This is a genomic window from Streptomyces sp. NBC_00090 (genome assembly GCF_045160815.1).
Lineage (GTDB): Bacteria > Actinomycetota > Actinomycetes > Streptomycetales > Streptomycetaceae > Streptomyces.
Genome location: NZ_CP108224.1, coordinates 5,634,779 through 5,656,897 on the forward strand (window position 1 = coordinate 5,634,779; position 22,119 = coordinate 5,656,897).

Genomic DNA, 22,119 nt, shown 5'->3' on the forward strand with positions numbered 1-22,119 from the left:
GTCAGCGCCGGACGTCCGCCTGGAGGAAGAGCGCACCGAGCCAGACGGTGTCCTTCCGGCTGCCGAACCGGACGTCGACACGGTCGGCCCCCTCGCGCAGTGCCCCCCGCAGATCGAAGACGTCGGAGTCGTACCCCAGGGTGTTCGTATCATCGGGAGAACGGACCGTCCGGCCGGTGCCGAATTCGGTGATGCTGGAGTTCATCACGTCGTCCGCGGAATTGGCGGAATCAGCGAGCCGGGTGGTCTTCGAGCGGCTCGTTCCGACTGCCAGGTAATCACCGGAAGTGCCCCGGTCACCGTCATAGGCGATCACCCCGAGCCGTCCGTCCGCACCCTTCGGATAACGCTTTCCGTCGACCGGGACACGCAGCTCGACGTCCCCCGGTCCGACCGTTTCGAAACCGTCCCAGACGGCCAGTCGGCGCAGCGGTTCGGAGGCCTTCTCGTACGCGGCGACGAGCGTCCAGCCGCCCCAGCCGCCGACCTTCGACCGCCCCATGGCCACATTGACCTGGGCGACGGTCCACTGGCCCGACCGGGAGGAGCGGACCAGCTCCGTGACGTCGGCGGAGGCCTGGAAGGCGTCGGCGCCCCCGGCCGTGCGGTGGCCGATCAGGGTGTCCGCGAGCAGCGCCTTGTACCGGCCGCCGGGCTCGGCGATCAGGACGCGGCCGTTGTCCTTGGGCGGCTTCTGCTCACCCACGCGCAGGTTGCCGCCCCAGTAGAGACGCGCCCAGCTCACCCGGGCACCCGAGGGAACCCGCAGCTCGGCGCGGCTCGAGTTGTACGTGTTCGGGTCGCTGTCGACGTCGACGTAGGTGATCGAGGCGCCGTCGTTGACCGACTCGCTGCCCTTCACGCCCTTCGCCGAGGTGTTGGCCGCGCGCACGATCCCGCCGTGCTGCTCCGCCTGGTAGCGCGGGGCGAAGGGGACGCGGGTGGCCTCACCGGGCTGGGGTGCGGCGGCGGAGGCGGCCGGCAGCGCGACGGACAGAGCCGCACACGACAGGGCGCACAACACGCTGCGACGCACAGCAGGAAACGCTGAATTCCGCATACAGGTTCTCCGCTTTGATGAGAGGAGGAAGGGAAGACCCGAGAAGGCCGGGAGAGGGGAAGGTGTCGTCCGCACGAAATGGGTGAACGCGCGGCCTGCCCGGAAGCAACGTTCGGGAACGTTATAACCCCGATGCGGGGCGATAGTAAGCATTAGATGCTCGGAAACGCTAACTCCCGTATCTACGAGGCAGGTTCCTCGTTGAGCGTGTTGCGCCATTCCACGCCCAGTCCCTCGAATGGCCCTCTTATGGCCCAAAGATCGGTTGAACGTCACCCGTTCGGGAGAGCAACCGATGAAAGGCCGATGCGTTGTTGTGAGAGCCGGGCCGAACAGTCCGCGCAGTCCGTGTTGGATGAATTCGATCGAGGAGCACTTCCCCATGTCCCGTATCGCCAAGGCCGTTGTCCTGACCGTGGGTGCCGCCGCCGCGGTCGCCGGTGCCGCCGGTGTCGCCGCCGCCGACTCCATCGCCGAGGGCGCGGCTGTGAAGTCCCCGGGCGTCGGCTCCGGCAACGTCGTCCAGGTCCCGGTCCACATCCCGGTCAACCTCTGCGGAAACACCGTGAGCGTCATCGGCGCGCTGAACCCCGCCTTCGGCAACGCCTGCGTCAACGCCTGATCTCGCACGGCGGATCGGTCCTTCCGAAGCCGGTGCGCCCACCCCCGACGGGGTGGGCGCACCGGCTTTTTCCTTGCTGGGACTGGATCGGTACTCGTTCGGCCGCACCCTCGTGCGCCGTTCGGTGCAACGGCGTACGCCCCTTCGAGGGTCAGGTCGGGAGGGTGGATTCACTCGAACGGAGACGTGGCGCTCCGTAGTTCTCCGATTGCGGAGGGCTATACCCGCAGGCACGGTGGGAGGGAAGTTGTCCGACGCATAAGGAAAAGGAACACATATGCGTCCCCTGGCTACACGCCGCCTCACCGCCCTGGCGATATCCGCCGCCATCACCCTCGGCTCGGCGGGACCCGCCGTCGCCGGCGAACACCACCCGTCCACCGCGGCCGACCGTGCCGACCGTGCCGCCCATGCGTCCCTCCCCGATGCCGCCGCCCTGCTGACCCAGGCCGAGGCGCTCGGCGAGCTCGGCGCGGTGACGACCCCCGTGACCGAACTCGTCACGGCCGCCCTCAAGGCCGACGAGGGCCAGCTGCCCGTCGCCGACGCCGACGCCCTCAAGGCCAAGATCGCGGCCGCCGTCGACCAGGCCAAGGACACGGCCCCGGCCCCGCTGCCGGAGACGCCCGCGCCCGACGTCCCCGTGACCCCACCGCCCGTCGAGACCCCGGTGGACCTGCCGGTGACGCCACCCGCTGTCGAGACGCCGGTGGACCTGCCCGTGAAGCCGCCGGTGGGCCTGCCCGTCACCGCCGGGGCGAAGGCGGCCGCCGGCAGTGCCGCACCCGCGGACGTCGTGGCCGACGCCCTCGCCACGGTCGAGAAGGCGGTCGCCGGTCTGCTCGCCGCCGTCACCTCGGGCGATGCCGGCGGAGTCGTACCGCAGGTGACCGCGACCCTGACCTCGCTGGTCAACCTGGCCGTGGCCACCGTGCTCGGCAGCGGCCTGCCCGCGCCGAACCTGGCCGGCCTGCCCGCTCTCCCGGTCGCCGCGCCGGAGCTGCCGGTCGACCCGCCCGAGCTGCCCGTCGACCCGCCGGTTAAGCCGCCGGTCGACGTCCCCGAGCTGCCGGTCAAGCCCCCGCTGCCCGTCAGGTAGTCGACGACACGAAGGCCCGTACCGGTCCGGCGTCCGCCGCACCGGTACGGGCCTTCGCGCGTATCGACGCGACAAATAGCACCGGTCGGCATCGATCGGGTGCAGTGTCGAGAAATCCTTCCTCCCGGAGTTTCCGGGGAGCAGACCTCTCGTTACAGAAGGCAGAGGAACACATGGGATTCGGCCAAGAAGCCTGTGTGGAAAGTGACTTGAAAGAACAGCGGAAGGATTCTCCCCATGAAGCCCACCAAGGTTGCCGCGCTCGTCGCCGGTTCGCTCGTGGCGCTGGGTGCCGCCGGGCCCGCCATGGCCACCGAGGCGCTGACCCCCACCAGCCTGAACGGTGGCCTGGAGGCGATCGCCGCCAATGGGCTCAAGTCGGACATGCTGAGCAGCACCACGGACGGCTCCCCGGTCAAGACCGTCACGGACGCGGTCGGCCAGGTCAACGAGGCGGGCAAGGGCGCCCCCGGGCTGCTCGGCGGCCTCCCGGCCGGTGTTCCGCTGGGCGGCTGATCGAATGATTTTCTGATCGGCCGCCGTGTGGCCCCCGCTCGGCGGGGGACGCCGCTCCCTACCCTCTGGTCAATCCCACGCGAACGTCGACGTGGACTGGCCGGTCGGAGCGAGGGGGGATCCTCGCCGGTCTCTCCCTTTCTCCGGAGGAAGAGCGGTATGCGGTCCATCATCAGCAGGAAAGTACTCACCGCAGCGGCAGCGACCGGCATTCTGTCCCTGACGGGCGGGTTCGCCCTTGCCGCCGACTCCCATGCCGGTACGGGCGATTCCCCCGGTCCCGGTACGGCGGGCCAGGTCCAGGCCCCGCTGCCGGCGGACGTCTGCGGCGAGAGTATGGAGCTCGGCGGCTTCGTCGCGGCGGCCGTCGGCGACCTCTGCGCCCAGGCGGGGGAACCCGACGGCTACGGCGACGAGCCGGGCGAGCCGACGCACCCTCCGACTCACCCTCCGACCTACCCTCCGACGTCTCCGCCGCATACGGAGCCTCCGTCGTCTCCGCCGCATACCGAGCCTCCGACGTCTCCGCCGCACACCGAGCCTCCGACGTCTCCGCCGCACACCGAGCCTCCGACGTCTCCGCCGCACACCGAGCCCCCGACGTCCCCGCCGCACACCGAGCCTCCGAAGCACACCACGCCCCCGCCGACCAACCCGGAAGAGCCGGGTGAGTGCGAGGAGCCCGCTCCCGGTGAGGAGCCGGAGCCCGGTTGCGAGGAGCCGACGGAGCCCCCGACGACCCCGCCGGGCGGCCCCGAGCTTCCCGACACCGGCAGCGACCCCGCGCTCATGGGAGCGGCCGCCATCAGCGCCGCGCTGATCATCGGCGGCTCCGTCCTCTACCTCCGGGGCGGACGGATCTCCCGCCGTCACTGACCCCGCGGGCTGACGTCACGTCAATCCAGGCCCTCGCCTTCACCGGTGAGGGCCTCCGGCGTTGCTGCACACGGGGGTATTCCGCCACGTTTCCCCCGAACGCCTCGTTCTCCAGGGCATGACTCTGCGCTCTCACGCCGGCATGGGAATCCTCATGACCGCACTCGCCTCCGCCGCCCTGGCCGCCCCGGCCGCCGCCGTCGAGGCACCGGTGATCGTCCCGCTCCAGGGCCTGGAGCCGGTGCTCCCGATGGACGCCCCCACGGTGGCCACCGGCGTACCCGTCCCGGTGCCCGGCGCGCCCACCGGCTTCCAGAAGGGCCTGGGCGCCCTGCCGGACGTCGCCCTGCCCAGCGTGCCGCTCACCGGCACCCTCCCGAAGACCGTGGTGGACGCGCCGCTGCCCGAGCTCCTGGAAGGCAGCGACCCCGGCCGTGCCCTCCTCAGCAGCCCGCACTCGGAGATGAGGGCGGCCACTCCCGGCGCCGTCGTCGGCAATCCGGTGGAGGCCCCGCGCGGCAACGGGCTCGGCGGCCTTCCGGACCTGGCGAAGCCTCAGGTGGGGCTCCTCACCCCCGTGCTGAGCGGAGCCCTCGACCCCCAGCTGGGTCTGGCGCCGACCGCGCACTGACGTCACCGCGTTCCCCGGGCGGGTGAAGACACGATTCTTCCCCGCCACCTCGGGGGTCGTTGATCGTTACAAGAGAAGGCTTGTCGCATGGCCGCGGCCCGTGGATCGAGGCCCGTCCCGTCGTAACCGGCGGCGGGCGCCCTCGGTCCGCGGGTCAATCTTTTCGGATTTCCCACGTCCCGTTCGGCCCAATGACCGTGACCAGCTCGGGACACCGGCGTTGAAGGGGAGTCGGCCGTGATTCCTGCGGTCGCTTTCCACGTCCAAGGAGTTCTTGATGTCTCGCATCGCGAAGGCTGCCGCTGTTCTCGCCGGCACGGGTGCCGTTGCCCTCAGCGGAGCCGGCCTGGCCGTCGCCGACTCGGGCGCCGAGGCCGTCGCCGCCCACTCGCCCGGTGTCGCCTCCGGCAACGTCGTCCAGGTCCCGGTCCACGTCCCGGTCAACCTCTGCGGCAACACCGTCAACGTCATCGGCCTGCTCAACCCGGCCTTCGGCAACACCTGCATCAACGCCGACGGCCACGGTCACGGCCACGGTGACGGGGGCTACGGCGGCTGATCCCCCCGCTTCGAGCGCGTGTCCCCCCGGCCCGGTGGGCCGGGGGGACACGCGTGTGTGCGGGGTCAGGCGTACCGGTAGATCCGGCTGTGGTCGAACAGCTCCGCCGGGGTGACCCCCCAGGGCGCCATCGGCTGGTGGCGGGCGACGACCTTGCGGTACTGGGCGTCCCCGAGCGGCGGCGGCTCCGCCGGGAGGTACGCCGCTCCGGGGTTGCGCTGCTGCCACCGCGACCAGACCAGGTCGACGAAGGAGTGGTGCAGCCAGAAGACCGGGTCGTTGACGGAGCCGCCGCCGAGCATCAGTCCGCCGACCCACCGGTGCACCCGGTTGTGGATCCGGAACCGCTCGTTGCCCCGGCCCGGAGCCCAGCCCTCCAGCCGGTTGCGGAAGCCGGAGGCGCTCGTCGAGTTCCAGGGCGCCACGTCGTACACCCGCTCCCGCATCACCTCGTCCAGCTGGGCCTTCGTGGGGAGCGCGATCGGATCGCGTGGGCGGCCGAAGTCCCGGGTCAGGAAGCGGGTTTCGGTCATGCTGTGCGTGACGTTCCACTGTCCGGTGGAGTGGGCGAAGGGGCCGGCCATGACCTGGAGGTCGGCGCGGCGCCCGTTCCCGCCCAGGAAGTCCTCGCCCCAGATCGAGGAGGCCGGGCTGTTGTCCCGGGTCCAGTCCCAGTACGGGACGGAGATCGTCGCGTCGAGCCGGCGCAGGGCTTTCTCGAACTCCAGCAGGAACAGGCGGTGCCAGGGCAGGAAGCTCGGCGCCATGTGGGCGGTCCGGAGCCGCCCCTCCCCGTCGGCCGTGTAGTGGTCGATATGGGTGCGGACGAACTCGTCGTACGTGCCGGTCCGCTTGAGCTCCAGGACGGCGGCGACGAACCTGCGGCGCTCGGCGCCGGTCAGATCGCGCTGGTTCTTACGCGTGTACACCACGCGGGCTCCCTCCCGTCGGGTCGGTGTGGACGCCGTGGGCGGCGGCGAACCGGGACAGCCGGGCCGCCCCCAGCTCGTCCACGGCGGCACGGGTGGCCGCCAGCGGCGTCGGGCAGGACTCGTAGTGGTCGATCGGCGAGACGTAACCGCCGTCGGCGCACCGCATCAGATGCAGCGGCCGGCCGTCGACGAGGGCCACCGGCTCGCCGGCGGGCCCGGAGAAGCCGCGGATGCGACGCCCCCCGTACATCTCGTCGAAGGCGAGCGGGTCGCGCGGATCGCGTGGATCGCGTGGATCGCGTGGCGCCCCGGACGGCTCTCCCGACGGGGTGCGGGTCGCGATACGGCCGAGCGCGCCGCCGGTGAAGGCGGTGACGGCCAGTGCGAAGAGGGACCGCAGTGCGACGCGGCGCGGGACGATCATGAGTGATCTCCTCGGGTCGGCAATTGCCCTCTGGGCACAACGATGAAAACCCGGGTTCGTTGCGGCGGAAATGCCGGCGGCGTGAATATCGGCCGTTCGAGTGAAAACGGCGCGGGGAAAGGGTGGTTGGGCCACTAGCATCCGGATTCATGACCACTTCCAATGTCGTTTCCTCGGCGCGCAGCGCCTCTCCGCTGGGAACTCTCACGGTGATTCCGTGGTCCAGCGAGCCCTCCGCCGATTCGGCCGGCACGCCGTTCCTCATGGCGTATTCGCTCGGCGACGGCCGGGACGGCCCGGAGGCCGGTCAGCAGGCGATGCGGACGGCCCTGGAGTCCATGGGTCTCTCGGTCGGCGACCGGCTCTTCGACCTGGAGAAGGACGCCGGGATCAACGCCACGCTGCTCGTCGAGGGCGGCTCCGCCGTGCTCAACCTGCCCTTCCTGAAGGTGCAGTGCCCGGTGCCGGACGAGTGGCAGGCGGCCGCCCGCGAGAGCGGACAGGTCTACCTCATCTGTTCCGTACGCCCCTGGCCCGAGGCGGTCCCCGGGCAGCCGGTCGACGAGGCGCGGCTGCGTTCCTTCGTCTCCGACGAGGAGATGCTCGCGGAGAGTGCCCACGTCCTGATGCCGGTCCGGCGCCTGCAGGGCTGAGCGGGAGAACGGAAGGGGGTCGCGGCATGGCGACGGTGAACGTACGGGGCGGGGTGCCGGGGCAGCGGCAGGAGGAGTCCGAGCGGGAGACCGCGGGGGAGGGGATCGGCGCGAGCCGGGCCTTCGCCTGGATGCTGATGATCACCGGGGCGGCCGGCGTGCTGGCCGGCTGGGTGATCACGATCGACAAGTTCAAGCTCCTGGAGGACCCCGGCTTCCAGCCCGGGTGCAGCCTGAACCCGGTCGTCTCCTGCGGCAACATCATGAAGAGCGAGCAGGCGGGGGTCTTCGGCTTCCCCAACCCGATGCTCGGTCTCGTGACGTACGCCGTCGTCGTCGCCGTCGGCGCCGGGCTGCTCGCCGGGGCCCGCTACCGGGGGTGGCTCTGGCTCGGCCTCAACGCCGGGATGCTCTTCGGGGTCGGCTTCTGCACCTGGCTCATGTACCAGTCGCTGTACGAGATCAACTCGCTCTGCCTGTGGTGCTGCCTCGCCTGGGTCGCCACCATCGTCATGTTCTGGTACGTGACCGCGCACAACGTCCGGGCCGGTCTGCTGCCCGCCCCGGCCGGGCTGCGGAGCTTCCTCGGCGAGTTCGCCTTCGCCCCGCCCGTCCTGCACATCGGGATCATCGGGATGCTGATCCTGACCCGCTGGTGGGACTTCTGGACGAGCTGACGTGAGCCGTCCTCCCACGGGGATTCCCCGGCCCTCCTGGCCGCGGGCCGCACTGACCGTGCTGCTCGCGGCCGTTCTGGTGTTCCTGCTGCCGTACGAGCGGCTCGCGCCCGGCGGGCGGCACACCGGGGGCCGGGGAACGCCCGAGCACGAGCCGCCGCCGGGGCCGCTGCCCGGGGTGCCCTCGGGCTTCTTCACCGGCTCCGACGAGGCCGGGGTGCGGCGGATCGCCCAGGTGCAGGCCTGGCTCGGCGGCGAGACGCTGACCGTCGGGCACACGTACCTGCCCGGCGACCGCTGGTCCAACATCGAGGGGCATCCGGCGCTCTTCGGGCCCTGGGCGCGCTGGTTGGAGGAGCGGCCCGGACGGCTCTTCGTCCTGAACGTGCCGCTCCTCGACCGCAACGAGGAGGGGCTGCCGGACGCGGAGGTGCGCACGGGGCTGCGGCGCGGCGCGGCCGGCGCCTTCGACGCCCACTTCCGGGTCCTGGGGGAGCGGCTCGTGGAGCACGGGCTCGGGGACGCGGTGCTGGTGCTCGGCTGGGAGATGAACGGCACCACGTACAGCCACCGCTGCGGTCCGGACCCGACGGCCTGGAAGGCGTACTGGCGGCGGGTAGTGGGGGTGCTGCGGGGGGTGGAGGGGCAGCGGTTCCGCTTCGACTTCACCCCGAGCCGGGGGCTCGACGCCGTGGCGTGGCCGCGCTGCTACCCGGGTGACGACGTCGTCGACATCATCGGGATGGACGCCTACGACCAGCCGGCGGGGCTCTCCTTCGACGAGCAGGTGACCGAGGAGTACGGGCTCGCGGACCACGTGCGGTTCGCGGCGGCGCACGGGAAGCCGGTCTCGTACCCGGAGTGGGGGCTCTTCAGAAACGGGGACAACCCGGTCTACGTACGGGGGATGCTCGACTGGTTCGCGACGTACCGGCCGGTCTACCAGACGGTCACGGACTACTGCCCGCACGGTGTGTGGGAGTGCGCGGACAACCCGGAGTCGGCGCGGATCGTCAGGGGCGCGCTCGGGGGCGCGTCCGGGGAGCCAGACCGTTCCTGAGGGTGTCGAGGGTCCGGTCGAGGAGCGGGATCAGGTCGTCGGTCCAGCCGCGCTCGGCCCAGTAGACGGTCGCCTCGCGGAGCGCGCCGAGGGCCGCCGCCGTGAAGATCCGTACCTCCAGGTCGTCGGCGTCCCGGCCGGACCGGTCGGCGAGGGCGCGGGCCAGCCGGCGGCCGGTCTCCGCGGTGGTCTCGGTGAGCCGGGCGCGTACGGAGGGGACCTCCACCATGAGGCGGGCCCGCAGCCGGGTCTCCTCGGGCTCCCGGTCGAGCGCGGTGCGGACCGCTTCGAGGACGACGGCGCGCAGGGACTCGAGGGGTTCCTCGCCGGCGGGGCGGGCGCGCAGCCGGGCCTCCATGAGGGCGTCGTTCTCGTCGGTGAGGACGATGTCCTCCCGCACCGGGAAGTAGCGCACGACGGTGGAGGGCGAGACCTCGGCCGCCGCCGCGATCCGGTCCGTGGTGGCGGCGTCCCAGCCCTCCTCGGCGGCGAGGCGGTAGGTGGCCTTCCGGATCGCCGCGCGGGTCTTGGTCTTCTTGCGTTCGCGCAGGGTGGGGCGGTCGGGCGTGTCGGCGGCCATGAGGTCATTCTGCCTGGTCAGGAGTGCTGGTAGGCCACGAGCGAGATGCCGACGTAGTGGACGATGAAGGCCGCGAGGGTCAGCGAGTGGAAGACCTCGTGGAAGCCGAACCAGTGGGGCGAGGGGTTCGGGCGCTTGAGGCCGTAGATGACCCCGCCCGCGCTGTAGAGCAGACCGCCGACGATGACGAGGACGAGGACGGCGATACCGCCGGCGCGCATGAAGTCGGGCAGGAAGAAGACGGCGGCCCAGCCCATCGCGATGTAGCAGGGCGTGTAGAGCCAGCGGGGCGCGCCGACCCAGAAGACGCGGAAGGCGATGCCCGCCGTGGCCGCCGCCCAGACCGCCCACATGAGCGGCTTGGCGGTGGGGTCGGGGAGCAGGAGCAGGGTGAGCGGGGTGTAGGTGCCCGCGATGATCAGGAAGATGTTGGCGTGGTCGAGGCGCCGCAGCACGGCCTCGCCGCGCGGTCCCCACTCGCCGCGGTGGTAGAGCGCGCTGATGCCGAAGAGCAGGCAGGCGGTGAGGACGTAGATCCCGCAGGCGATCCGGGCACGGGGCGAGCCGGCGAGGGCGACGAGCGCGATGCCCGCGACGATCACGGCGGGGAACATGCCGGCGTGCAGCCATCCTCTGAGCCGAGGCTTCGCCGGGAGCGATGGGGAGGTCTCGATCGACGGCGGATTCTCGACCGGGGTCGCTTCCGGCATGGCTGCAGTCATGGAACCGCATGGTACCTACGCCCCCGTAGGTACCGGATGCGAGTGGCGATGCTCACGTGTGCGGCCCCCTGGACATATGGGCGGATCCATCGGATGATCAAATGAGTGCGGTCGGCACCGGATGAGCAGCTACGAAGCATCCGGGTCGCGGCCCCCACGGGGCATACACCAAAAAAACCCCTCAACAAGGAGCAATCGTGGCGCGCGACAACGCGGCTCCCACCACCGTCCCGACTCAGCACCAGGAGCTCGTCTCCTGGGTGAACGACATCGCCGAGATCACCCAGCCGGACAACATCGTCTGGTGCGACGGGTCCGAGGGCGAGTACGAGCGCCTGTGCGAGGAGCTCGTCGCCAAGGGGACCTTCACGAAGCTCGACCCGGCCAAGCGCCCGAACTCGTACTACGCGGCCTCCGACCCCTCCGACGTCGCGCGCGTCGAGGACCGCACCTACATCTGCTCCGAGAAGGAGGAGGACGCGGGCCCGACCAACCACTGGAAGGCCCCGGCCGAGATGAAGGAGCTCTTCGCGGGCTCCGAAGGCATCTTCCGCGGTTCGATGCGCGGCCGCACCATGTACGTCGTGCCCTTCTGCATGGGCCCGGTCGGCTCCCCGCTCTCCGCCATCGGCGTCGAGATCACGGACTCCGCGTACGTCGCCGTCTCCATGCGCACCATGACCCGCATGGGACAGGCCGTCCTGGACGAGCTCGGCACCGACGGCTTCTTCGTCAAGGCCGTCCACACCCTCGGCGCCCCCCTGGAGGAGGGCCAGGAGGACGTGCCGTGGCCCTGCAACACCACCAAGTACATCTCGCACTTCCCCGAGAGCCGCGAGATCTGGTCGTACGGCTCGGGCTACGGCGGCAACGCCCTGCTCGGCAAGAAGTGCTACGCGCTCCGCATCGCCTCCGTCATGGCGCGCGACGAGGGCTGGCTCGCCGAGCACATGCTGATCCTCAAGCTGACCCCGCCGCAGGGTGAGTCGAAGTACGTCGCCGCTGCCTTCCCCTCTGCCTGTGGCAAGACCAACCTCGCCATGCTGGAGCCCACGATCTCCGGCTGGACGGTCGAGACCATCGGCGACGACATCGCCTGGATGCGCTTCGGCGAGGACGGCCGCCTCTACGCGATCAACCCCGAGGCCGGCTTCTTCGGCGTCGCGCCCGGCACCGGCGAGCACACCAACGCCAACGCCATGAAGACCATGTGGGGCAACTCCGTCTTCACCAACGTCGCCCTCACGGACGACGGCGACGTGTGGTGGGAGGGGATGACCGAGACGGCCCCCGCGCACCTCACGGACTGGAAGGGCAACGACTGGACGCCCGCGTCCGAGACGCCGGCCGCCCACCCGAACGCCCGCTTCACCGTCCCGGCCGGGCAGTGCCCGATCATCGCGCCGGAGTGGGAGGACCCGAAGGGCGTGCCGATCTCGGCGATCCTCTTCGGCGGCCGCCGCGCCTCCGCCGTCCCGCTGGTGACCGAGTCCTTCGACTGGAACCACGGCGTCTTCCTCGGCGCGAACGTCGCCTCCGAGAAGACCGCCGCCGCCGAGGGCAAGGTCGGCGAGCTGCGCCGCGACCCCTTCGCCATGCTGCCGTTCTGCGGCTACAACATGGGCGACTACATGGCGCACTGGGTCAAGGTCGGCGCCGACGCGGACGCCGCCAAGCTCCCGAAGATCTACTACGTGAACTGGTTCCGCAAGAACGACGCCGGCAAGTTCGTCTGGCCCGGCTTCGGCGAGAACAGCCGCGTCCTGAAGTGGATCGTCGAGCGCCTGGAGGGCAAGGCCGAGGGCGTCGAGACCCCGATCGGCATCCTGCCGACCCCGGAGTCCATCGACACCGAGGGCCTGGACCTGCCGGCCGAGGACCTGGAGTTCCTCCTCAAGGTCGACCGTGACGTGTGGCGCGAAGAGGCCGCCCTCGTCCCCGACCACCTGAACACCTTCGGCGACCACACGCCGAAGGAGCTGTGGGACGAGTACAACGCGCTGGTCGAGCGCCTGGGCTGATCCCGCACCCGAGACTCGTGGTGAGTTGCCCCGACATTCCGCCCTGACCAGTGGGGTCACGACGGCTCACCACGACGCTACCGGCCCCTGGAGCCCCCTCAGGCTCCGGGGGCCGGCGCATGTCCCGGCGCGTGCGCGGAACACGGCCGGTCAGTTGCCGCGCCCTTCGACGTAGCGCGTGTGGATCTCCTGGCGGATCGCCTCCGCCTCCCGGAGCGCCGCGGCGATCGCCGCCGCCTCCTCGTGGAGCGCGGCCAGCTGGCGCTCCAGGTGACTCTCCGGCGGTTCCGCGCCCGGGGTGAAGCGGGACCACCACCGGGTCCGTACGAAGGTGTCGACGGCCTCCGGGACGTCCTGGCGGACCGCGCGGGCCAGGACGTGCAGGTGCTCCGGGTCGCTCACCCAGCCCGGTTCGAGCAGCGCCTCGACGAGGGTGTCGAGCTCGGTGAGCCGCTCGCGCGTGGCGGGCGGCAGCTCCACCTCGGCCAGGTACGCGCGCAGCTTCGTGAAGTCGGCGCGCAGCGCGTCGAGTTGCTCGCCCGCGTCCGGGAAGTCCGGGGTGTCGGGCCGCTCGGGCGGGGCGATCAGCGCCCCCGCCCCGTACAGCCCCACGACCACCAGCGGCCACAGCGAGCCCGCGGCCCCGGTCAGGGTGAGCGCGAGACCGGCGAGGCCGGCCGCGCTGCCCGTCAGGTTCTTGCGGGACTCGGCGTACCGCAGGAGGCGGTTACTGGTAGCCACGGATCTCCTCGAAGGCGCCGTCCAGCGAACCCCGGGTGGCGTCGAAGAGCTTGCCGCCGGTCAGGCTCGCGATGTGGTCGAGCTCGCCGCGGTCGGAGTCCCCGAAGAGGATCGGGAAGACCGGCGTGCGCTGCTGCTCGGCGGAGAGGGAGCGGTAGAAGGTGTCGAAGGCGGAGGCCGGGTCGCCGTCGGTGTTCTCCCCGTCCGTCATGAGCACGATCGAGGTGAACGTGTCGCCGGGGGCCGTGCCGAGGAAGCGGTACGCCTCCTGGACGCTGGAGTAGATCGCGGTGCCGCCGGAGGCCGAGAGGTTCCGGGCGTCGGTCCGGATCGCGTCGAGCGCCGCCTTCGGGGCGGCCGGGTCGACCGTGTGCGTACGGACCTCGCCCTGCTTCACCGCGGAGCCGAAGGGCATCAGGGTGACCTCCTCGCGGTCCCGGAAGTCGCCGGTGAGCTCGGCGAGCGCCGTCTTGAGCCGTTCGAGGCGCTCGCCCGCCATGGAGCCGGAGGTGTCGAGCACGTAGACCGTGCGGGAGGGCCGCCGCAGGGTGTTGTCGTACGCGTCGAGGAGGCCGTCGGCGACGGCCCGGCTGCCGGGGAACGGCAGCTCGCGCCGCTGGTCCCGGGCGAGCGCGGTCGCCGGGCGGACGCCGGGGACGACCGGGCGGCGCAGGGTCGTCTCCGTGATCCGGCGCTGGGCGTCGGGGGTGCGCAGATAGGTGGTGAGCCGGCCGGCCGCCTCCTTCGCCTCGGCGCGGGCGGAGGTGAGCAGGGTCAGCGGGTAGTCGGCGGTCACGACCCCGTCGGACGGCCGGATCACGGTCAGCTTCACGGGCGCCGACAGCAGCACCGACTCGTAGTTGACGAGCGCGTCGACGTCGGTGCGGCGGCCGTAGGCGGTGGCGAGCCAGCCGGAGGAGCCGGAGGTCAGCTTCTGGCCCGTGAAGAACTCCTTCAGCCGGGGCGTGGCCCGGGTGACGTCCTGCTCGGTGAGCGCCGACTGGGCTCCGGAGAGCCCCGAGGCCACCGAGACCAGCGCGGAGAAACCGGAGTTGGAACGCATCGGGTCCGTCATGCCGTACGTCAGCTTCTTCTCGGCGACCGCCTTGTGCAGCTGCGACCAGGTGACCTTCGCCGGGTCCCAGCCGAGGCGGGTGACGGCGGCGGGCCGCACGCCGAGGGCGACCGGCGAGGTCATGATCGGGGTCTCGCCGGTGATCCGCCCGGCCGTGTCGGGGCGGAGCCGGAGGTAGTCGTTGGAGGAGAGCCAGATCGCGTCGTACGCCTTCTCCGCCTCGCCGGAGGCGATCTGCTCGACGGCGTCGAGGGTGCCGGCGTAGGTGGGGCGGACGGTGATCCCGGTCGCCTTGCGGGCCTCTTCCAGTACGGGGGCCATGTCGGCCAGCTCGGAGGAGGCGAGGACCCGGAGGGTGCCGGGCGCGTACTTCTTGCCGTACGGGTCGATCGTCGGGCCGCCCTGGCCGCCGACGGTGCTGTTGTCGATGGTGGAGCAGGCGCTGCCGGTGGCCGTGACGAGCAGGGTGAGGGCCAGGCCGGCGAGCGTCCGGGCCAGGAGGCGGGCGCGGGGGCGGAGGTGAGCGCTGGTGCGGGCGCGGGTCGTCATGCGGGGCCGCCACCCTCCAGGGCGCTGCTGCGGCGGCTGCGCTCCAGGTAGGAGCTCGCCTGCTGGAGCTCGACCGTCAGCGACTGGACCGTGGCCGCCATCGACTCCGTCGCCAGCACCTTGTACGTGTCGATGGCGTCGAGGGTCGAGTAGATCTGCTGGAACGCCGTACGGAGCGTCTCCGCGCCCACCGCCGGGTTCTCCGCGATCTCCCGGATGGCCTCGCCCTGCTGCGACAGCATCGCGGCGTTGCCGAGGATCAGGTCCTCGGTCGTCGACCGCAGGACGTTCACCTGCTCCGTGACCGTCCGCTGGTGCTCCAGGGCGGTGGCGAGCATCACGGCGATCCGCAGCGCCGACAGGGTGGTCGTCGCCGCCCGGTCCACGCCCTTGATCAGCTCGTCGTTGTTCCGGCGGACCACGTCCATCGCCATGTAACCCTGTGCGCAGACGGCGAGTTGGGTCAGCAGGTCCTGGTGCTTCTGCCGGACCGGGAAGAGGACGTCGGCGCGCAGCGCGTCCGCCTGGGCCCGGTCCGCTGTGAGGGCGACGCGCTCCTCCACGGCCGCGTCGAGCGCCTCGGTGAGCACCGCGTACTCCTGGAGCTTGCCCATGGTCTCCCACAGGCGCGCCCGCTCGGTCTGCAACGCGGCGTTGTCACGCGCCAGTTCGTCCTGTCCACCGCGGAGCGAGCCGACGATCCGGTTCAGGGTGGCCTGCGAGGAGGCGTACTTGGCGACGTGGTCGCGCAGCCTGTTGCCGCCGGGGAGCTTGGCGAGCAGCCCCTTGAGGCCCTTGCCGGGCGTGTCCCGGGGGTCCAGGTCCTCGACCGTGCGGCGGAGTTCGACGAGCGAGGCGCCGACCCGGGTCTGGGCGTCGCCGCCCGGCGCGCCCCTGCCGAGCGAGCGGACCGTGCGGTCGAGCATGCGGTTCGACTGCTGGGCGGCGGAGCGCATCTCGCCCGCGCCGAGCGCCGTGATCTCGCCGATGCGGCCCGAGAACTCGGGGGAGCGCGGGTCGAGTCCGGCGAGTGAGCCGACGTACTCGACGGCCCGCCGGGACATCTCCGCACGGGTGGCCTCGTCCAGCGGCACGACGCCGTTCACCTGCTCGGCGCGGACGGGCGGCACCGGCTCGGGCGGGGTCAGGACGAGCGGGCTGTCGTTCTCGGGCGGTGTCAGGGCCATCGTTCTGGGATCCTCGGGCCTGGTCATGCGGTGTCCCCCTGGTCGCGGGCCCGCAGCGCCATCTCGTGCAGCACCTTGCCGGTGGGCACGGGCGCCTGGCGGACGCCGGTCAGTGTCTGGTTGAGGTAGGCGGCGTGGGCGTGGGTGGCGGTCGTGAACTCGCTCGCCGCGCCCTGCGGCCGGAAGCCGTGGCGGACCGCGAGCTTGCGCAACTCGGGGTCGGTGGAGAGGAGTTCGCCGAGCGCCCGGCCGTTCTCGGTGAGCGGTACGAGGGTGTGGTCGCTGTTGACGGTGGTGTCCGGGTAGAGGACGACGAGGTCGCCCATGGGGCGGCCCGCGAGGAGCTGGGCGGCGACCTGCGACTCGTACACGAGGACCAGCGGGTTGCCGACGCCGCTGATGAAGTCGCGGAACGGGGCGTCGGAGCCCGTCTGTTGGGCGCCCTGTACCTGGATCAGCTTGCGCATCAGCGGCGCGGTGCGGGTCACGGCGGCCACGTCGCCCGCGACCCGGCCGCCGTCGGCGACGTAGCTCGCGGCGGCGAGGTAGAGGGCGCCGGAGTTGGAGGCGATCGGATCGGTGGAGGTGATGAAGAGGGTGCCGCTCAACTCCGCGTGGCCGGCGGAGCCCTTCAGCTGCTGCCAGGTCCGGTCCGCGCGGGCGGCGGCCAGGTAGGCGTCCATCTTCAGGGTGCCGGTCGTCCCGCGCGGGCCGAGGGTCGCGAGGCCGTTGCCCGCGAGGACCCGGGCCGCCGCGCTGTGCGCGACGACGACGAGCGGCGAGTAGAAGGGCCGCAGGGGGGCGGTGGTCGCCCTGTCCTTCGTCTTCGCCTTCGCGCGGAGCCCGTCGGCGGGCCCCCTGGAGGAAGGGAAGGCGAAGTCGTAGCCGTCGAGGGGCAGTTCGTCCATGTCCCAGGACCCGGAGGTCTCGGTGCCCACGGTGAACCCCTTGGCGGCCAGCGCCTTCACCACCTGCGGGTCGGCGAAGAACTCGGCCTTCTCCGACCCGATGACTCCTCGCACGGTCTTCGTTGCCGTGCCTGTGTCCTTGTCGCCGCCCGCCACGAGGACGGCGGCCACGCCGCCGAGGAGCAGGACGGCCAGGACGATTCCCAGGATGCGTCTCACGCGGGCAGCGTGCTCGCGGAAACCCACATTCCAGGGGGAGTTGGGTGTACGGGGGGTGAAGTGCCGATCCCGGTACCGAACCGGAGGGGGACGTACCGTGAAGCCCGGTGCATGGGGCGGCCCCGTAGGGGCTTGGGTGGCGCCCGGTCCGCGCGGTTCGTGACGCGCGGACCGGGGCCGTCAGGGGGCGCCGACCAGGGTCTCCCCGGTCAGTGCCGCGGTGTGCGCGTCCATGCGCTCGGCGGCGAGGATCGCGGCGGCCGTGTCGGCCCGGGAGGCGGCGACGAGCAGGGCGCGGCCCGCGAGGGCGTGGGCCTTCTGGTGCAGGTCCCGGGCGGGCGAGCCGCTCAGGCCGGCGTGGCGTGCGGGCGGTGCGCCGCGCAGCCGCGCCACCTGGCGGGCGATGAGCTCGCCCGCCTCCGTGTCGCCCAGCTCGTCGGTGACGGCGAGCAGGGCGGCGAGGTGTCCGGCGAGCTGGATGTCCAGCTCCTCCTCGCGGGAGCGGTGCGGGTACGTCTGGTCGTCGTCGGCCATCCGGTGGACCGACTTGGTGCGGATCGGTTCGTACATGGGATGGCCTCCTGATTGCTCTGGAGCCATCCTAGCTTAGATTCGGTCTAAAGTTGAGCCACGTCCGGATGCTGCTCGGGTGCAGTCCGGGACGGGTGTCCTCAGGGCTGGCTGTAGCCGTCCAGGAACCGGCCGATCCGGGTCACCGCGTCCGCCAGGTCGGCGGCCGCCGGCAGTGTGACGATCCGGAAGTGGTCCGGCTCGTGCCAGTTGAAGCCCGTGCCGTGTACGACCATGATCTTCTCGGCCCGCAGCAGGTCCAGGACCATCTGCCGGTCGTCCTTGATCTTGTAGACGTTCGGGTCGAGGCGCGGGAAGAGGTACAGCGCGCCCTTCGGCTTCACGCACGTCACGCCCGGGATCTGGGTCAGCAGCTCGTACGCCGTGTCGCGCTGCTCCAGGAGCCGCCCGCCCGGCAGGACCAGGTCCTCGATCGACTGCCGGCCCTGGAGGGCGGCGGCCACCGCGTGCTGCGCGGGCATGTTCGCGCACAGGCGCATGTTGGCGAGGATCGTGAGGCCCTCGATGTACGAGGTCGCGTGGTGCTTCGGGCCGCAGACCGCGAGCCAGCCGGAGCGGAAACCCGCCACCCGGTAGTTCTTGCTCATCCCGTTGAAGGTGAGGCAGAGCAGGTCGGGGGCGATCGCGGCGGTCGGCGTGTGCGTCGTGCCGTCGTAGAGGATCTTGTCGTAGATCTCGTCCGAGCAGACGACCAGGTTGTGGCGGCGGGCGATCTCCGTCAGGGAGCGGAGCATCTCGTCGTCGTAGACCGCGCCCGTCGGGTTGTTCGGGTTGATGATCACGATCGCCTTGGTGCGGTCGGTGATCTTCCGCTCGATGTCGGCGAGGTCCGGCATCCACTCCGCCTGCTCGTCGCAGCGGTAGTGCACGGCCGTACCGCCCGCCAGCGAGACCGAGGCGGTCCACAGCGGATAGTCCGGGGCCGGGACGAGGACCTCGTCGCCGTCGTCGAGCAGCGCCTGCATCGACATCTGGATCAGCTCCGAGACGCCGTTGCCGAGGTAGATGTCCTCGACGGAGAGCGGAATGCCCTTCGTCTCGTAGTGGCTCATCACCGCTCGGCGGGCCGAGAGCAGGCCCTTCGCGTCGCCGTATCCGTGCGCATCGGAGAGGTTGCGCAGCACGTCCTCGAGGATGGCGGGCGGACACTCGAAGCCGAAGGCCGCCGGGTTGCCCGTGTTGAGCTTGAGGATGCGATGACCCGCAGCCTCAAGCCGCATCGCCTCTTCGAGCACCGGACCCCGGATTTCGTAACAGACGTTGGCGAGCTTCGTGGACTGGATCACCTGCATGTCGAGAGCTTACGGCGCGGTGGGGCGGGACGCCTCGTGTTTTGGGACACGTCGGACACCGGCATGTCCCCGCAAGTCCGTCCTGAATGTGTCCGGAATGTGTGTGGACTCGCGTTGCGGTGTCGTGCTCCCTACAATTCGCGCCCATGAGTCACCAGGACAACAGCGTCTTCGTCGACGCCTCGGGGCGACGCGGCCGCATGGTGCGGTGGGGCGCGGCCGGGGTGGGCCTCGCCTGCCTCGGATTCCTCGGCATCGTCGTCGCCGGATCCTTCGGCGCCGGACCTGCGGGAGGGCCGCTGCCCTGGGCGGACGACGAGCGGCAGGACGCTCCCGCACTCATCCAGCCGGACCCCGCGGTGTCGGACGGCTCCGACGGCTCCGACGGCGCACCGGCGAGCTCGTCCACCCCGCGCGCCACGGCCGGCGCCTCCGACGCTCCGGCCACGCCGACGCCCACGGCCACGGCCACCACCGCGACCCCGTCGCCCAGGACCAGCACCGCCGCGGCCACGAAGGCCCCGTCGGCCTCGGCCACCCCCGGCGGGGGCGGCGGCACGGGTGGGGGCGGCGGCGAAACGACCGACTCGGGCCCGGGCAAGGCCGACGAGGCGCCGGGCGCCACGAAGCGCCCGAGGTGACGGGCGGCGGGCACGGGGGGACCGGGCACGGCGGGGCTGAGTACGACGGGGCTGAGTACGACGGGACCGGGTATGACGGTTCCGGGCATGGCGGGACCGGGCACGACGGTTCCGGGTACGACGGGACCGGGTACGGCGGGAACGGTTACGGGACCGGATACGACGGTCCCGGGTACGGCGGCTCCGGGCACCCCGGGAGCCACGACGGCGGGCAGGGGTACGCGTACGGCCACGGCCAGGGCTATGGCGACGATCGCGGCTACGGAGACGCGTCCGCGTCTGCGGAAGAGCCGACCGTGGTGTCCGCGACCCCGGAGCCGTACACCCCGTACGGCGTGGACGGCGGGTACGAGACCGGCGACGTCCCCGTGCCGCCCGTCGTGCCCTCCCCGCCCGTCGTGCCCTCCGCGCCCGGCGCCCCCCGCACGCGGCACGCGCTGCGCCGGGACCCCCGGGCCCACTGGGCCATGCTCTGCCTCCTGCTCCTCGTCGCCGCCACCGCGCTCGTCTTCGCCGGTTACGGCCGCCACGAGATAGCCGCAACCGCAGGGCCGCGGCCCCACTGCCCCACCGCCCCCGAGACCCGCGGCGAGGGCCCGGTCGCCCAGGTGGACCGCGACGGCGTCGTGCGCAGCGCCACCCCGCCCGACGGCACCGTGGCCCTCACCTACGACGGCGGGCCGAGCCCGGAGTGGACCCCGCGCCTCCTCGACGTCCTCGCCGCACGCCACGCGAAGGCGACGTTCTTCCTGACCGGCTCCGAGGCCGCCGCCCACCCCGACCTCGTCCGCCGCATCGTCTCCGACGGCCATGAGCTCGGCTCGCACACGTACACCGACGTCGACCTCGCCCAGGTCTCGGCCACGCGCGCCGACCTGGAGCTCTCCTTCACCCAGAACGCGCTCGCCGCGAGCACCGGCCTCGGCACCCGCCTGCTGCGGCTGCCGCACACCACCGGCCTCGCGACGCTCTGCGCCGACCAGTGGGAGGCCGGCCGCCGGGCCGCCGGGTCCGGATACGTCCTGGTGGCCGCCGACGGCAAGTCCGTCCTCCAGCTCACCGGCTCCCCCCAGGCCGTCGACGAGACCGAGAAGCTCCTCGCGCGCCCCGGCAGCACCCGATACACCACCGTCGGCCAGGCCCTCGGGCTCTCCGGCACCACGTACCACGTGTCCGTTCTCGCCGAATGGAAGGGCGCCGCCTTCGTCCAGGCCCAGAACGCGTCCCGGGGCTTCGCCGACGCCATGACCTGGCTGCTCGTCGTGGCCGGTGTCATCACCGCCGTCCGGCTCGCCCTGCTCCTCGGCGTCGCCCGCGTCCACGTCCGTCGCACCCGGTCCCGCCGCCGCGGCGCGCCCCGGCTGCCGCCCGTCACCGCGCCGGTCTCGATCCTCGTCCCCGCCTACAACGAGGAGGCCGGGATCGAGGCGACCGTCCGTTCCCTGCTCGCCTCCACCTACGAGGCGATCCAGGTCGTCGTCGTCGACGACGGCTCCTCCGACCGCACCTTCGAGATCGCCGAGTCCATCGACGACCCGCGGGTGATGGTGGTGCGCCAGCCCAACGCGGGCAAGGCGGCCGCCCTCAACACCGGCCTCGCCTGGGCCCATCACGACATCGTCGTGATGATCGACGGTGACACCGTCTTCGAGCCGGACGCGGTCCGCCGTCTCGTCCAGCCCCTCGCCGACCGCCGCGTCGGCGCGGTCAGCGGCAACACCAAGGTCGGCAACCGGCAGGGCGTCCTCGGCCGGTGGCAGCACCTGGAGTACGTGATCGGCTTCAACCTCGACCGGCGCATGTACGACGTCCTGGAGTGCATGCCCACCGTCCCCGGCGCCATCGGCGCCTTCCGCAGGGACGCGCTGGCCGGCGTCGGCGGGGTCAGCGAGGACACCCTCGCCGAGGACACCGACCTCACGATGGCGCTGTGCCGGGCCGGCTGGCGCGTCGTGTACGAGGAGTCCGCCATCGCGTGGACGGAGGCCCCGTCCACGGTCCGGCAACTCTGGAAGCAGCGCTACCGCTGGTGCTACGGCACCCTCCAGGCGATGTGGAAGCACCGCAGGGCGGTCGTCGAGGGCGGCCAGTCGGGCAAGCTCGGCCGCCGCGGCCTCCTCTACCTGCTGCTCTTCCAGACGGTGCTGCCCCTGCTCGCCCCGCTGGTCGACGTCTTCGCCGTCTACGGGCTGTTCTTCCAGGACCCCGGGCAGGCGCTCGCGGTGTGGCTCGGCTTCACAGCGGTACAGGTCGGCACGGCCGTGTACGCGCTCCGTCTGGACCGCGAGCGGTTCGAGCCGATCTGGACCCTCCCGCTGCAGATCGTCGTCTACCGCCAGCTGATGTACCTGGTCGTCGTCCAGTCGGTGGTCACCGCGCTCCTCGGGAGCCGGCTGCGCTGGCACCGGATGCAGCGCACGGGTACGGCCACCGAGACCCTGGAGCGGACCGGGGCGGGGTCCGGGGTGCGGCCCGCAGGATAGG

The 22,119-nt window shown here is 71.8% G+C and carries 23 protein-coding genes; 12 read left to right on the forward strand and 11 right to left on the reverse strand.

Annotated elements, in window-relative coordinates:
• Nucleotide 1 precedes the first annotated feature (1 nt).
• Nucleotides 2–1,060, reverse strand: coding sequence for a DUF3344 domain-containing protein (locus OG361_RS25390; protein ID WP_405857073.1), 1,059 nt, complete (start codon nucleotides 1,058–1,060; stop codon nucleotides 2–4).
• Between the two features lie 382 nt (nucleotides 1,061–1,442).
• Here OG361_RS25390 and OG361_RS25395 point away from each other — a divergent pair, with 382 nt between their 5' ends.
• From OG361_RS25395 to OG361_RS25420, 6 genes are all read left to right on the forward strand, one after another.
• The gene (locus OG361_RS25395) at nucleotides 1,443–1,682 is read left to right on the forward strand and encodes a chaplin (protein WP_405862425.1); all 240 of its coding nucleotides are present in this window, start codon (nucleotides 1,443–1,445) and stop codon (nucleotides 1,680–1,682) included.
• A 277-nt stretch (nucleotides 1,683–1,959) separates the two neighbouring features.
• Nucleotides 1,960–2,781 (forward strand): hypothetical protein, encoded by an 822-nt coding sequence (locus OG361_RS25400; protein ID WP_405857075.1) that lies wholly within the window; start codon nucleotides 1,960–1,962, stop codon nucleotides 2,779–2,781.
• Between the two features lie 237 nt (nucleotides 2,782–3,018).
• Entirely contained in the window at nucleotides 3,019–3,297 is a 279-nt protein-coding gene (locus tag OG361_RS25405) for a hypothetical protein (protein WP_405857077.1), read from the forward strand.
• Between the two features lie 159 nt (nucleotides 3,298–3,456).
• A complete protein-coding gene (locus OG361_RS25410) occupies nucleotides 3,457–4,173 on the forward strand; it encodes a hypothetical protein (RefSeq protein ID WP_405857079.1) in 717 nt (238 codons plus the stop codon).
• A gap of 118 nt (nucleotides 4,174–4,291) precedes the next feature.
• Nucleotides 4,292–4,804 carry a hypothetical protein gene (locus OG361_RS25415; RefSeq protein WP_405857081.1) on the forward strand — a complete coding sequence of 171 codons (513 nt, stop codon included), beginning with the start codon at nucleotides 4,292–4,294 and terminating at the stop codon, nucleotides 4,802–4,804.
• Between the two features lie 277 nt (nucleotides 4,805–5,081).
• Nucleotides 5,082–5,363 (forward strand): chaplin, encoded by a 282-nt coding sequence (locus OG361_RS25420; protein ID WP_405857083.1) that lies wholly within the window; start codon nucleotides 5,082–5,084, stop codon nucleotides 5,361–5,363.
• 65 nt (nucleotides 5,364–5,428) lie between these two features.
• On the opposite strand, the gene OG361_RS25425 is transcribed toward OG361_RS25420, so the two are convergent.
• Both OG361_RS25425 and OG361_RS25430 read right to left on the reverse strand, forming a co-directional pair.
• On the reverse strand, nucleotides 5,429–6,295 hold the full coding sequence (locus tag OG361_RS25425) for a tyrosinase family protein (protein WP_405857085.1): 867 nt from the start codon (nucleotides 6,293–6,295) through the stop codon (nucleotides 5,429–5,431).
• The gene (locus tag OG361_RS25430) at nucleotides 6,279–6,719 is read right to left on the reverse strand and encodes a tyrosinase family oxidase copper chaperone (RefSeq protein ID WP_405857087.1); all 441 of its coding nucleotides are present in this window, start codon (nucleotides 6,717–6,719) and stop codon (nucleotides 6,279–6,281) included. The genes OG361_RS25425 and OG361_RS25430 overlap by 17 nt, the downstream gene beginning before the upstream one ends.
• Nucleotides 6,720–6,868: 149 nt before the next feature.
• On the opposite strand from OG361_RS25430, the gene OG361_RS25435 reads away from it, so the two are divergent.
• The 3 genes from OG361_RS25435 to OG361_RS25445 are packed head-to-tail and all read left to right on the forward strand — an operon-like array spanning nucleotide 6,869 to nucleotide 9,109.
• Entirely contained in the window at nucleotides 6,869–7,372 is a 504-nt protein-coding gene (locus OG361_RS25435) for a DUF5949 family protein (protein WP_384562994.1), read from the forward strand.
• A 26-nt stretch (nucleotides 7,373–7,398) separates the two neighbouring features.
• Nucleotides 7,399–8,049, forward strand: a complete 651-nt coding sequence (locus OG361_RS25440; RefSeq protein WP_405857089.1) for a vitamin K epoxide reductase family protein — start codon at nucleotides 7,399–7,401, stop codon at nucleotides 8,047–8,049.
• A 1-nt stretch (nucleotide 8,050) separates the two neighbouring features.
• Nucleotides 8,051–9,109 (forward strand): glycoside hydrolase family 26 protein, encoded by a 1,059-nt coding sequence (locus OG361_RS25445; RefSeq protein ID WP_405857091.1) that lies wholly within the window; start codon nucleotides 8,051–8,053, stop codon nucleotides 9,107–9,109.
• Here OG361_RS25445 and OG361_RS25450 read toward each other — a convergent pair.
• Together OG361_RS25450 and OG361_RS25455 are read right to left on the reverse strand one after the other, a co-directional pair.
• The gene (locus OG361_RS25450) at nucleotides 9,063–9,689 is read right to left on the reverse strand and encodes a TetR/AcrR family transcriptional regulator (RefSeq protein ID WP_405857093.1); all 627 of its coding nucleotides are present in this window, start codon (nucleotides 9,687–9,689) and stop codon (nucleotides 9,063–9,065) included. The two genes, OG361_RS25445 and OG361_RS25450, sit on opposite strands and share 47 nt — an antisense overlap.
• Nucleotides 9,690–9,706: 17 nt before the next feature.
• Nucleotides 9,707–10,399: a hemolysin III family protein gene (locus OG361_RS25455; protein WP_405862427.1), complete on the reverse strand. Its 693-nt coding sequence runs from the start codon at nucleotides 10,397–10,399 to the stop codon at nucleotides 9,707–9,709.
• A 209-nt stretch (nucleotides 10,400–10,608) separates the two neighbouring features.
• Between OG361_RS25455 and OG361_RS25460 the strand changes: the two genes are divergently transcribed.
• Complete coding sequence (locus OG361_RS25460; RefSeq protein WP_405857095.1) at nucleotides 10,609–12,432, forward strand: phosphoenolpyruvate carboxykinase (GTP); 1,824 nt, start codon at nucleotides 10,609–10,611, stop codon at nucleotides 12,430–12,432.
• Between the two features lie 150 nt (nucleotides 12,433–12,582).
• Here OG361_RS25460 and OG361_RS25465 read toward each other — a convergent pair whose 3' ends face one another.
• The 6 genes from OG361_RS25465 to OG361_RS25490 form a co-directional block, all read right to left on the reverse strand.
• Nucleotides 12,583–13,173, reverse strand: coding sequence for a hypothetical protein (locus tag OG361_RS25465; protein WP_405857097.1), 591 nt, complete (start codon nucleotides 13,171–13,173; stop codon nucleotides 12,583–12,585).
• A complete protein-coding gene (locus tag OG361_RS25470) occupies nucleotides 13,160–14,797 on the reverse strand; it encodes a substrate-binding and vWA domain-containing protein (protein ID WP_405857099.1) in 1,638 nt (545 codons plus the stop codon). The genes OG361_RS25465 and OG361_RS25470 overlap by 14 nt, the downstream gene beginning before the upstream one ends.
• A complete protein-coding gene (locus OG361_RS25475) occupies nucleotides 14,794–16,011 on the reverse strand; it encodes a toxic anion resistance protein (protein WP_405857101.1) in 1,218 nt (405 codons plus the stop codon). The genes OG361_RS25470 and OG361_RS25475 overlap by 4 nt, the downstream gene beginning before the upstream one ends.
• On the reverse strand, nucleotides 16,008–17,138 hold the full coding sequence (locus tag OG361_RS25480) for a hypothetical protein (RefSeq protein ID WP_405857103.1): 1,131 nt from the start codon (nucleotides 17,136–17,138) through the stop codon (nucleotides 16,008–16,010). Before OG361_RS25480 ends, OG361_RS25475 begins: the two co-directional genes overlap by 4 nt.
• A gap of 153 nt (nucleotides 17,139–17,291) precedes the next feature.
• The gene (locus OG361_RS25485; protein ID WP_405857105.1) at nucleotides 17,292–17,681 is read right to left on the reverse strand and encodes a hypothetical protein; all 390 of its coding nucleotides are present in this window, start codon (nucleotides 17,679–17,681) and stop codon (nucleotides 17,292–17,294) included.
• Nucleotides 17,682–17,782: 101 nt separating this feature from the next.
• Nucleotides 17,783–18,994 (reverse strand): pyridoxal phosphate-dependent aminotransferase, encoded by a 1,212-nt coding sequence (locus OG361_RS25490; protein WP_384562962.1) that lies wholly within the window; start codon nucleotides 18,992–18,994, stop codon nucleotides 17,783–17,785.
• A gap of 146 nt (nucleotides 18,995–19,140) precedes the next feature.
• Here OG361_RS25490 and OG361_RS25495 point away from each other — a divergent pair, with 146 nt between their 5' ends.
• Both OG361_RS25495 and OG361_RS25500 read left to right on the forward strand, forming a co-directional pair.
• Nucleotides 19,141–19,635, forward strand: a complete 495-nt coding sequence (locus OG361_RS25495) for a hypothetical protein (RefSeq protein WP_405857107.1) — start codon at nucleotides 19,141–19,143, stop codon at nucleotides 19,633–19,635.
• Between the two features lie 467 nt (nucleotides 19,636–20,102).
• Nucleotides 20,103–22,118, forward strand: a complete 2,016-nt coding sequence (locus OG361_RS25500; RefSeq protein ID WP_405862429.1) for a bifunctional polysaccharide deacetylase/glycosyltransferase family 2 protein — start codon at nucleotides 20,103–20,105, stop codon at nucleotides 22,116–22,118.
• Nucleotide 22,119: the final 1 nt, after the last annotated feature.